Consider the following 10,893-nt stretch of genomic DNA (forward strand, 5'->3'; position numbering starts at 1 on the left):
AGCGCCTCCGGCACCGCGAGGCCGAGCGGGAGGGCGGCGGCGCGCACGGTGGCCAGCTGCAGCTTGGCCGCCCCGGCGCGCAGCGCCGCGATGTCGGCCAGCAGCATCGCGCCCGGGACCTGCACGCACCCGCCGACGGCCAGCACGCGGCCGCGCGCCTCCTTGTCCCCGTCGTGGTCGAGCGGCGGCAGCGCGAGGCGGCGCAGCAGCGCGGGGGTGACCGCGCGCGCCGCGGTCATCCCTTCGGCGCCGCCGGCGCGTCGGGGCGCGCGGTCACGGGCGTCCCCGCCTCCTCGAGCGGCGCGACGAAGTTGTACGCCTCCAGCCGCAGCGCGGGGTCGCCCCCGTCGGGCGACGGCGCGAGCACGTAGCGCGTGACGCCGCAGTTCGCGACGTCCCCCTCGCGGTCGATCGCCAGGATCCGCTCCTCGCTCATCTCCTCCAGCAGGTAGCGGAGGCAGAGCACGATCACCTGGTGCGCCACGATCAGCACGCGCGACCCCGGCGCGGCGTGGTGCAGGCTGATCGTGTCGAGCACGCTGCGCAGCCGGAGGATCACGTCGACCCAGCTCTCGCCGCCCGGCGGGCGGTGGTAGAACTTCCCGACGCGCGTGCGCGCCTCCGCCTGGTCGGGGAACTGCCGCTCGATGCCGGCGCGCGTCAGCCGGTCGAGGATGCCGAACTCCTTCTCGCGCAGCCGCTCGTCGACCTTCTCGGCGGCGCCGGGCGCCAGCCCGCCGGCCTCGCGCACCAGCGCCGCCGTCTGCCGCGCCCGCACGTACGGGGACGCGACGACGACGTTCGGGCGCGCGTCCTCGGGCATCGCCGCGAACCAGCGCCCGAGCGCGGCCGACTGCCGGGCGCCCAGCTCGCTCAGCGGGACGTCCATGTCGCGCTCGGCGATGTCGATCACGTGGAGCCCGGCGGCGTCGGCGGCGTCGCGCGCGACGTTGCCGGCGCTCTGGCCATGGCGGACGATCCACAGCTCGTCGGGCCAGCGTCTGGTCATGCGCGCGCTCATCGCGAGCGCCGTGCCGGCTGCGCGAGCGTGACGGCGGGCGGCGCCACCGGCTCGCCCGGCGGCGGCCCGGCGTGCGCGGTGTCCGGGTCGCCCGCGTCGGCCAGCGCGTCGGGCTGCAGCACGTCCAGCTCCGAGGCGCGCCCCTGCAGCGTGAGCCCGGGGATGAGCGTGTTGCCGATCGTGTAGATGATGAGCGCCCCCACCAGCCACGGCGCCGCGGCGAAGCGGTCGCGCAGGATCTCCGCGAGCACCAGCGAGAACACGAGCGTCGGCGTGAGCGCGAGCGCCACCGGCAGGCCGGCGCGCAGCGGCTGGCGGAAGGCCGCCCGCCGGTGCACCAGCACGAGCATCACGCGCAGCGGCACGCACACCGCGAGCAGCAGCGCCCCCACCCACAGCGCGCGCGGCGGGAAGTCCGCCGGCCGCAGGTGCGTCCCGGCGTAGAAGAAGTAGAACGGGGCGAACAGCGACGCGAACGCCTCGACCGCGTGCACCAGCGACTCGGAGGAGAGGGCGGGGAGCCGCTCGCGGAACGACTGCGCCGCCGCGCCGACCAGGAACGCCCCGACCAGGTAGTAGACGCCGAGCGCCTTCGTGATGTACGCGGCGACGACGGCGAGCATGAGCAGGAAGGCGAACTCCGACCGCGGCGCGACCGGGGCGATGCGCGCCGCGAACAGCCGGAACGCGACCGGGAGCACGAAGGTCATCACCACCAGCGCCCCGGTGGCCGCCGTCAGCCGCTCGGCCGAGGTGGACTGCAGCACGACGAACAGGATCGCGAGCGCCAGCAGCTCGGTGGCGATCGCCTTGGCGCGGATCCAGAACTGCTCTTCGACGCCGACGCCGAGCTGCGGGAGCGAGCTCAGGATGAACCCGGTCGACGGCGTGAACAGCGCCAGCGCGATCAGCGCCGCCGGGCGCGCCCCCACGTGCAGCAGCTGGGCGACGACGAACCCGGCCGCCAGCACCACGAGCGCGCGCAGCGCCAGGTGCTCGACGATGACCCGGGCGCCGCGCCGCAGCTCGGCGACGTTCACCTCCAGCCCGGCCACCAGGAACATCGAGGCGATGCCGAACGTCGCCAGCAGCGGGAGCGTCGGGCCGTGCGGGAGCAGCTCGACCCCCGAGAACGCGACCCCGGCGCCGAGCAGGAAGCTCGTGATCGCCGCCGGCAGGCGGTACCGCTGGAGGATCCGCGGCACCACGAACAGCGCGAACAGGAGCAGGACGTACCGGAGGTCGTCGGGCATGCGCCGCACCCCGGCAACGGTCGGGCCGCTCGTACGGACAGGATTGACAGGAAACCGGGGGAAGGACTGGAGCCTGACGTCCCTCCCCCGGTTTCCGTGTCCCTCCGTGTCCGCCCTTACCTCGCCAGGTCCCGCACGACGCCGGCCAGCAGCCGCACCTTCGCTGCGTCCCGCGCCGACCCCGCGTCCCGATCGAGCGCCGTCGCCAGCGTCGCGAACGCCGTCCGCCGCGCCGCCCCCTGCAGCCCGTCGGCGCGCGTCAGCTCGCGCTCGACCGCCGCGCGCCGCGCCGCCGCCAGCCCATCGGCGCGCGCCAGCTGGTCGAGGTACGCCTTCGCCACCGACACGTGCGCCGGCCAGGTGATCCGCGTCTGGAGCTGCGGGTTGAAGCGGTCCCACCTCACCAGGTTCGCCGCGTCGATCTCGTTCTGCGACAGGTCGGCGCTCGGCGTCAGCCGCAGCACGTCGAGCCCGCGCCCGATCTCGGAGCCGACGATGTGGCCGTTGTACCAGTACGCCGACCAGTGCCCGCCGAGGGCGAGCTGCGACGCGCTCATCGGGCCGCGGTCGAAGAAGGCGATCTCCTTCGGGTTCTTCGGGTCGGTCCAGTCGAAGACCGAGATCCCGCCCTGGTACCACGCCTGCACCATCAGGTCGCGCCCCGGCACCGGGATCAGCGAGCCGTTGTGCGCGACGCAGTTCTCGGTCGCCGTCTGCGCGGCGGGGAGCTTGTAGTAGCCCTCCGGCCGCAGCTCGCGCCCCGCCACGCTGAACATGGCGTTGGCGCCCCACTCGGCCTTGTCGGTCGTCTGGCAGCGCGGCGCGACGCCGCCGCCCCACTCGTCGGTGAACAGCACCTTGCGCCCGTCGTTGCTGAACGTCGCCGAGTGCCAGTACGCGAAGTTCGGGTCGCTCACCTCGTCGATCCGCTTCGGGTTGGCCGGGTCCGCGATGTCGAGCAGCAGCCCGTTCCCCGAGCACGCGCCGGCGCCGAGCCCGATCTCCGGGTAGACCGTGAGGTCGTGGCACTGGTCCGTCTCCGCCGTCTCCTGCGCGCCGGCGCGGATCGCGCCGCCGCGCCACAGCCCCGCCGGGTTGCCGGCGCTGTCGGCGAACAGGCGCGGCGTGCTCACGATGCGCGCGTCCTGCGGCGCGGCGAGCGGCACGCGGATCACCTCGATGCGGAACAGCGAGGTGTTGGGGTCCTCCTGCGGCGGGCGCCCCGAGCAGCCGGCCAGCTCCTCGGCGGGGCGCACCGGGCTCGTGCCGCCGACGTACACGTACATCACGGTGCTGTCGCGGCGGTCGGGGACGAGCGTGTGCGTGTGCGAGCCGCGGCACGTCTGGACCGCGGCGACCTGCTTGGGCGCGTCGAGGTTCGAGATGTCGAAGATGCGCACGCCGCGGAAGCGCTCCGCGCTCGCCGGCGCGCTGACGCCCGTGGTGCCGCAGTCCACGCGGCCGCGCGTCTCCTCGACCGACATGAAGAGCAGATTGCCGTGCACCGACACGTCGCCCTGCCCGCCGGGGCAGACGAGCTGCGCGCGCAGCCGCGGCGCGGCCGGCGACGACAGGTCCCAGACCTGGACGCCGTTGAAGCCGCCCTGGAATGCGTACGGCCCCTGGAACGCGAGGTCGGCGTTGGCGTAGCCGAAGTCGCCCATGTCGGCGGGGTTGAACCAGCCGGCGGGGCGCGGCGTCGCCGACACCAGCTCCATGTGGCGGATCGCCGTCTGCGCGTTCATCCAGCCGGCGCCGAGGCCGACGCGCGGGTCGGGGCCCTGGTCGGCGGCGGGGACGCTCTTGGTGACCGGGGTGCCCTGCGCGGCGAGGAGGGCGGGCGCGGCCAGCGCGGCGCAGAGCGCGAGGGGCCGGCGGGTGCGGTGCGGACGCATGAGGGGTCGGGAGGCGTGCGGGTCAGGGAAGCAGGGCGCGCATGCGGCGGATCTCCGCGCGCTGGTCGGCGTCGACGTCGGACGCGAGGCGGAACGCCTCGGGCTCCTGGCCGGCGCCGGGGGTCTTGAAGTACTCGGCCACCATCGCGAGCGCCCCCTCGTGGTGGCGGATCATGAGCTCGAGGAAGAGGCGGTCGAACGCCGCGCCCCGCGCCGCGCCCAGCCGCGCCAGCTCGGCGTCGGTGAGCATGCCGGGCATCGCGTGCCCCGCATGCGACGCGTGGTCGGTCGCGGCCGGCGCGCCGCGGCGCTCCAGCCACCGGCGCATCAGCGCGATCTCGTCGCGCTGCGTGACGGCGATCCGCTCGGCGAGCGGGCGCAGCTCGGCGCGCGCCGCGCGCTCCGGCACGAGCGCGGTCATCGTCAGCGCCTGCGCGTGGTGCGCGATCATCGACTGCATGAACGCCGCGTCGGCGGCCGCGCCGGTGGGGGCGGCCTGCGCGGCCGTCGCCGTCGTGGTGGCCGCGCCGGTGGGCGTCCACGGGCGGTCGGCGGCGACCGGCGGGGCGGGGGCGGGCGCCGACGCGCGGCAGGCGGCGGCCGCCAGCAGCACGCCCGCGCGCCAGGCGATCGTGCGCATCGGGTCCTCCTCGGGAAGGGCGTCGCCCTCGTACCCGCGAAAGCTACCGCGGGTGCCCGTCCACGGCGCGCCGCGCGGGGAGGGCGACGGCGAAGCGCGACCCGCCGCGGTCGGGGAACTCCGCCCACACGCGGCCGCCCACCGCCTCCGCGGCGTCCTTCACGATGCTGAGCCCGAGCCCCGTCCCCTCGACCCCGGTGACCGTGTCGGTGTGCGCGCGGAACCCGCGCCGGAACAGCTGCTCGCGGCGGTCGGCCGGGACCCCGAGCCCGTTGTCGGCCACCTCCACCACGACCTCGGGCGGGTCGGCGACGGTCCAGGCGCGCACCTCGACCCACGGCGCCTCGGCCGCCGGGTCGCGGTACTTGATCGCGTTCGAGACGAAGTTGGTCACTGCCAGCTCCACCGGCGCCGCGCTCACCGGCACCGCGGGGAGCTGCGCGACGCGGACCGTCACCCCCGCCGCCGACGCGGCGTCGCGCAGCTGGCGCACCGCCTCGCGCACCGCGCTCGCCAGCGGGACGAGGCGCTCGCGCCGGCGCGCGGCCGCGTCGCCGGTGAGCGGGTCGATCTGCGAGAGCTCGACCAGGTTCTCCAGCGCGCGCGCCATCGACGCCACGTTGCGGTCGACGACCTCCAGCAGCCGCCCGCGCTCCGCGTCGGGGAGCCCGGGGACCGCCAGCACCTCGATCGCCCCGCGCGCGGCGCCGATCTGGTTCTTGAACTCGTGCGTGACGGCGCGGTTGAAGGTGCGCAGCCGGTCCTCGCGCTCGGCCACCTGCTCGCGCGCCAGCTGCAGGAAGTGGATCACGCTCGCCTGCTGGATGAGCGCCACCGCGCGGAAGAGGCGGTGCGCGCACACCAGCAGCTCGCCCTTGTCGCACGGCTCGTCGATCTCGGCGGCGGTGCGCACGAGGAACGCGAACAGGATCCCGCCGAAGATCTCGTACTCCTTCAGCAGCTCGTACTCGCCGAACCCCTGCTCGTGGCGGAGCGCGCCGAGCTCCATCGCCTTGCCGACCACGGGCGCGTCGCCGGCCACCTCGCGCGCCGGGTTCTCCATGAAGTCGGCGATCCCGTCGAACAGGAGCGGGACGTGGTCGAGCAGGTCTTCCGTCGGGAAGACCTCGTTGGGCGGCAGGTTCGCGCGCTGCGCGATGCGCTCCAGCCAGCGGCGGGTGAGCTCCTCCCGGGCGTCGCGGAGGCGCGCGGCCAGCACGTGCGCGAGCGGGCAGGCGTCGTCGAGCTCGATCATGGGGGCGGGTTGGGGGCGCGGGGGGAGATGCCAGTCCCGTTCCGCCCGCCCCCGCCCCCGGGGCCGCCTCAGGGGCGCGCGTCGCGGCCGAGCACGGCCAGGTCGTCGCCGCCGTGCCCCTCGGCGATCAGCGCGTCCATGCGGGCCGCGATCGACGGGAGCGCGGCCAGCGGACGCCCGTCGGCGGTCTCGAGCATGAGGCGCACGTCCTTGCGCGCCATCGACAGCTCGAAGCTCGGCGTCCAGTCGCCCGCCGCCATCAGCCGCCCGCGGCCGGAGATGGTGGACGACGGGTTGAACAGCCCGATCACCCGCAGCGCGTCCTCCCCCGGGACGCCGGCCCCGCCGGCGACGCTCAGCGTGTCGGCCACCAGCGCGCTGAGCCCGATGATGAAGGCGTTGCCGCACAGCTTGAGCACGGCCGCCGCGTCGGGGCGCTCCCCGACGTACTCGACCTTGGGCGCCATGCGCGCCAGCGCCGGCTGCACGGCGTCGAACAGCCCGCGCGGGCCGGCGGCCAGGATCGTCCCCTGGCCCTGGCGCGCGGCCGCGGGGCCGATGAAGACGGGGCAGTGGAGGTAGCGCACCCCCTCCGCGTTCAGCCGCCGCGCCCGCTCGGCGGTGAGCGCGGGCTGCGTCGTCGTGTGGTCGACGATCACGGCGTCGGGGGCGAGCCCCGGGCGCAGCGCCGCGACCACCTCCTCCACCACCGCGTCGTCGCGCAGCACGAGGTGGACGCGCTCGGCGCCGCGCGCCGCGTCGGCCGGCGTGGCGGCGACGGTCACGCCGAACGCCTCGAGCGCGCGCGCCTTCTCGGCGGTGCGGTTCCAGACGGTGATGCGCTCGCCGCGCGTGGCGGCGGCTTCGACGAGGGCCCCGCCGAGCAGCCCGGTCCCGAGGAAGGCGATGTGGCTCATGCGGGCAACATACGCAGCGCGGGGCGGCGCCCGAAGACGCCGCCCCGCCGCGACCCGCCCGTCGTGGACGTCGGTCGACGTCAGACGATGAACGGGTCGACGATCGCGAGCACCTCGGCCATCGTCAGCGGCTCGTCCCACGCCTCGGCCACCGCGTCCTGCGAGATGTCGATCTGCGGGCGCAGGCGCGCGAGCAGCGGCACGACGTTGATCCCGGCGTGCGTCGTGTTCTGCTCCCCGGCGTAGACCGCGTTGGCGCCCGGGACGTCGGTCCGGTTGCCCGTGATCCACCCCTGGTAGAACGGGTCGAGCTCGTTGAACGTCCCGCGCAGCCGGCGAATCTGCGCGGCGTGCCGCGCCTCGACCGAGTGCACCTGGAGCGCGACCTGGAGCGCGAAGTTGTTGCCGTCGGGGCCGCGGAAGGGGCGCAGGTTCGGCGCCTGGCCCTTGTACGCGCGCACGCCCGTGTCCTCGAACGCCTGCGCGACGGCGGTGAGGGTGGCGTAGTTGCGGAACACGTCGGCGTACGGGCCGCGCCCCGAGCCGTTGCCGGCGGTGAAGTCGAAGGTCGGCTTGGCGACCGCCTGCGCGCCGAGCGACTGGCGCAGGAACGCGACGTGGGCGAGCTCGTGGTCGCGGATCGTGGTGAAGATCGGCACGACGTTGGCCGGGAGGACGCCCGACTGCACGGCCCGCACGTAGAACTCCGCCTCCAGCTCCTCGAGCGTGAGCGCGAAGTTGAAGATGTCGACGACGGCCTGCGGGAGCCCGCCCGTCTGGCCGAAGGCGTCGCGGGCCATGGCGGCGAGCGCCACCGGCGCCGAGGCGGCGCGCAGCACGGTCGCGAGGCCGGCGGTGGCGGCGGCCCCGCCCTTGAGCGCGGCGCGGCGGGAGAGCGGGGCGCCCATGCGCGACACCGCCTCCGGGTCGTTCGAGGCGAGCGCGGCGAGAATCGGCTGCTGCTGGTCCATGGGGGTCCTCGCGCTCAGGCGTTGGTGACGACGATGTTCTGCACGACGAACCCGCGCGCAGCGGCCAGCACCTGCGCGGGCGTCAGCGCGGGGTCGAGCGCGTCGGGCGCGAACGCGGTGGTGTAGTTCCCGTTGCGGATCGCGCGGATGGCGGCGGCGTGCCGCGCCTCGACCGACACGATCTTCCCGGCGACGAGGAGGAACGCCTCGTTGGTCAGGTAGCGCCCGGCGCCGTTGTACGCGCCCACGCCCAGGTCCTCGAACGTCTGCGCGACGTTGAGCACCGCGCTGCGGCTGGTGAAGGCGATGCTCGAGAAGTTGACCGACAGGTCGGGGATCGCGCTCGTGCCGAGGGCTGCGCGGAAGAACTCGCGGTGCGCGATCTCGTGGTCGCGCAGGTCGCGCAGCACGGTCTGCTCCTCGGGGGCGAAGCGCGTCTCGAAGCCCGGGGTGGCGACCACCTGCGTGTAGAACGCCGCCTCGAGCTGCTCCAGCGCGTAGGCGTAGTTCAGGACGTCGATGTCGCTCCGGAAGTCGAGCGTGACGGTGTTGCCGTCGACGACGGCCAGGCTCGGCGCGCCCGGCTCCAGCGCGCCGCGCGAGTCGTCGGCGCAGGCCGCCAGCACCCCGCCGACGGCGAGCGTGACGCCGCCGACGCCGGCGGCGCGCAGGAAGTCGCGGCGGCTGCGCGCCGGCGTTCCTTGCATCTCTCCCATGTCCCCTCCCCCACACAGGCACGCCCGGGGTGAGCGCGCCCCGTGTGCCGTCGGGCCGCGCCGCCGCCCGCGCGATGCCGCGGGCCGGTCCTCCCCACCTCTCGCTGCCGCCACGCCTCGGGGGGCGGCCCGGTGGGACGCCCGCCCGCGTTGCTGCATCACGATGCAGCAGGTTGGCGCATCGTGCAAGGGGCAGGAATGGTGCCGCGGGGCTCGCCGCTGCCCGGGGCGCCGGTCGGCGCGCCCGGTCGGGGCGCCCGGTCAGGGCGCGCGGTAGATGGTGACCACGCTGTCCCCGAAGGCGCGCCAGCGCCCGCCCTCGGGGAGGCGGTGCGCGCGCGCGTGCTCGACGACGAGAACCCGCGCGAACGGCCGCGCGTTCCAGGCGTCGAGCACGCGGTCGAGCATGCGCGACTCGTACGGCGGGTCGAGGAACGCGACGTCGTAGACGCCGGCGGGGAGCGCCTGCGCGAACGGGAGCGCGTCCTCGGCGAACACGCGCGTGCGGTCGCGCAGGCGCAGGCGGCCCACGTTCTCGCGCAGCGCGCGCAGCGACGACGCGCGCGTCTCGACGAAGTCGGCGGCGGCGGCGCCGCGCGACAGCGCCTCGAGGCCGAGCGCCCCGGTGCCGGCGAACAGGTCGAGGACGCGCGCGCCGGGGACGTCGGCGGCGAGCGCGTCGAGCGTCGCCGCGCGGACGTGCTCGGCCGTCGGGCGCACGCGGAAGTCGGCCGGCGACGCGAGGTCGCGCCCGGCGAAGCGGCCGCCGACGATCCTCACGGGACGGGCGACGGGCGGGGGCGCGGGGGGCGGGGCGTGCGCGGAATCTGACGCGCCGGGGAGGGGGACGGTACACGTCGTGCAGCCGGACGCGCGGCCCGCACCGCGCGGGTGACGGTGGGGTGGGCGCAGGGTGGCGTGTGGACCAGTGAGACGCCTCGACGAACCGTGATGTCCCCAGTCCCCCATCCGCCGCACACCGCGGCCGCGCCGGCCGCCGCCGCCGTGGCGGGCGTGCGCGCGGCCTGGCAGCTCGCGCGCCGCGACGCCGACCCGCACGCCGAGCCGTTCGCGCAGGCGCTGCGGGCGTACGCCCGCGACGCGCACGCCGGCGGGGTGCCGGTGTCCGCGCTCCTGCAGGCTCTCGACGGGCTCGTCCGCCGCGACGACGGCGAGCCGGGGTTCGAACGGGTCCGCGAATGGGCGGGCTCGCAGGTCATCCGCGCCTACTTCCGCGCCGACTGAGCGCGGGCCGCCCGAGCGCACCGGGAGATCCGCCGTGCCTCACGACTTCCTTCCCTGGGACACCCCCGACGCGGGGCGCTACGTGCGCCGCGCGTTCCGCCTCCACCGCGCCTTGGCCGCGCTCGACGCGGGGGCGCCCGGCGGCGAGCTGCGGGCGGCCACCCTCCGCTACCTGGAGGTGGTCCGCGCGCAGGGGTACGGCCACCGCACCGCGCTGCGCCTGCTGCTGATCGCCGCCGCGCACTGGGCCCCCTCGGCGCTCGACGCGGAAGCGCAGGACCGGCTCGGCGAGCGGCTGCGCTTCTGGGTGGGGACGGTGTACGGGCTGCGGTGGCGCGCGGCGGGCGCCGCGGCGCCGATCGCGCCGCGACGCCCCGCCTGATCGTCGGCCGGCCTTACGGGTGGCTCGGCGGCTGGCCCGGCGGCGTGCGCCGGGTGGTGTCGCCGGTGGACGTGTCGCGCGCCGTGGTGTCGGTGCGGCCGGTCGTGTCCATCGTGCCGGTGGTGCCGCCGGTGCCGGCGGAGTCCATGGTCGAGGGTGCGGGCATCGTGGACGGCGGCGGCACGGTGGCGGCGCTGTCGGCCGCGGCCGTGTCGGCGGCGTTCGTGCCGCCGCCGCAGGCGGCCAGGGCGAGCAGCGCGGTGGCGAGGGTCAGGGGTCGGTACATGGCGACTCCGGGAATGAGGGGTGACGGGGGTCGCCGGCGGGCGTCTCACGGCACGTGCCACCTCGTTGGGATGCCAACGACTGTCGGCGTGCGGGCGCGCGCCGGGCCCGGTTGCGCGGCGGCCGGCCCGGCGGTTCGATTCGCCGCATGCTCCCACTCCTCGCCGCGCTCCTGCTCCAGCCGCCGACGCAGCCGCCGACGCTCGACCAGCTGATCCGCGCCGAGGACGCGCGGGCGCGCACCCCCGCCGAGCGCGCGGTGCGCCTCGCCGGCGCCACCGCCCCCGCCGCCGAGCGGCGGCGCCTCGCGGTG

Annotated in this window: 12 protein-coding genes and 1 pseudogene; 2 read left to right on the forward strand and 11 right to left on the reverse strand. The window is 76.1% G+C overall.

Going from position 1 to position 10,893, the window contains the following annotated elements:
* From PYV61_RS13375 to PYV61_RS13420, 10 genes and pseudogenes are all read right to left on the reverse strand, one after another.
* Positions 1-239: pseudogene (locus tag PYV61_RS13375) on the reverse strand (NAD(P)H-hydrate dehydratase); the annotation flags it as partial.
* Positions 236-1,009: a histidine phosphatase family protein gene (locus PYV61_RS13380; RefSeq protein WP_275832302.1), complete on the reverse strand. Its 774-nt coding sequence runs from the start codon at positions 1,007-1,009 to the stop codon at positions 236-238. The pseudogene PYV61_RS13375 and the gene PYV61_RS13380, both read right to left, overlap by 4 nt.
* An 8-nt stretch (positions 1,010-1,017) precedes the next feature.
* Positions 1,018-2,274 (reverse strand): cation:proton antiporter, encoded by a 1,257-nt coding sequence (locus PYV61_RS13385; protein ID WP_275832305.1) that lies wholly within the window; start codon positions 2,272-2,274, stop codon positions 1,018-1,020.
* Between the two features lie 116 nt (positions 2,275-2,390).
* Positions 2,391-4,169: a hypothetical protein gene (locus PYV61_RS13390; RefSeq protein WP_275832307.1), complete on the reverse strand. Its 1,779-nt coding sequence runs from the start codon at positions 4,167-4,169 to the stop codon at positions 2,391-2,393.
* Between the two features lie 22 nt (positions 4,170-4,191).
* Positions 4,192-4,809: a DUF305 domain-containing protein gene (locus PYV61_RS13395; RefSeq protein WP_275832309.1), complete on the reverse strand. Its 618-nt coding sequence runs from the start codon at positions 4,807-4,809 to the stop codon at positions 4,192-4,194.
* Between the two features lie 43 nt (positions 4,810-4,852).
* Positions 4,853-6,064: a HAMP domain-containing sensor histidine kinase gene (locus PYV61_RS13400; protein ID WP_275832311.1), complete on the reverse strand. Its 1,212-nt coding sequence runs from the start codon at positions 6,062-6,064 to the stop codon at positions 4,853-4,855.
* A 68-nt stretch (positions 6,065-6,132) separates the two neighbouring features.
* A complete protein-coding gene (locus PYV61_RS13405) occupies positions 6,133-6,981 on the reverse strand; it encodes an NAD(P)-dependent oxidoreductase (protein WP_275832312.1) in 849 nt (282 codons plus the stop codon).
* A gap of 80 nt (positions 6,982-7,061) precedes the next feature.
* On the reverse strand, positions 7,062-7,952 hold the full coding sequence (locus PYV61_RS13410) for a ferritin-like domain-containing protein (RefSeq protein WP_275832314.1): 891 nt from the start codon (positions 7,950-7,952) through the stop codon (positions 7,062-7,064).
* Positions 7,953-7,966: 14 nt separating this feature from the next.
* Positions 7,967-8,668, reverse strand: a complete 702-nt coding sequence (locus PYV61_RS13415) for a ferritin-like domain-containing protein (RefSeq protein ID WP_275832316.1) — start codon at positions 8,666-8,668, stop codon at positions 7,967-7,969.
* 261 nt (positions 8,669-8,929) lie between these two features.
* On the reverse strand, positions 8,930-9,448 hold the full coding sequence (locus PYV61_RS13420) for an RsmD family RNA methyltransferase (RefSeq protein ID WP_275832318.1): 519 nt from the start codon (positions 9,446-9,448) through the stop codon (positions 8,930-8,932).
* Positions 9,449-9,619: 171 nt separating this feature from the next.
* On the opposite strand from PYV61_RS13420, the gene PYV61_RS13425 reads away from it, so the two are divergent.
* Entirely contained in the window at positions 9,620-9,913 is a 294-nt protein-coding gene (locus PYV61_RS13425; RefSeq protein ID WP_275832319.1) for a hypothetical protein, read from the forward strand.
* Positions 9,914-9,947: 34 nt separating this feature from the next.
* The gene (locus tag PYV61_RS13430; protein WP_275832321.1) at positions 9,948-10,295 is read left to right on the forward strand and encodes a hypothetical protein; all 348 of its coding nucleotides are present in this window, start codon (positions 9,948-9,950) and stop codon (positions 10,293-10,295) included.
* A gap of 13 nt (positions 10,296-10,308) precedes the next feature.
* On the opposite strand, the gene PYV61_RS13435 is transcribed toward PYV61_RS13430, so the two are convergent.
* Positions 10,309-10,581, reverse strand: coding sequence for a hypothetical protein (locus PYV61_RS13435; protein WP_275832324.1), 273 nt, complete (start codon positions 10,579-10,581; stop codon positions 10,309-10,311).
* Between the last annotated feature and the right edge of the window lie 312 nt (positions 10,582-10,893).

The sequence above is a fragment of the Roseisolibacter sp. H3M3-2 genome (assembly GCF_029211165.1).
Classification (GTDB): Bacteria; Gemmatimonadota; Gemmatimonadetes; order Gemmatimonadales; family Gemmatimonadaceae; genus Roseisolibacter.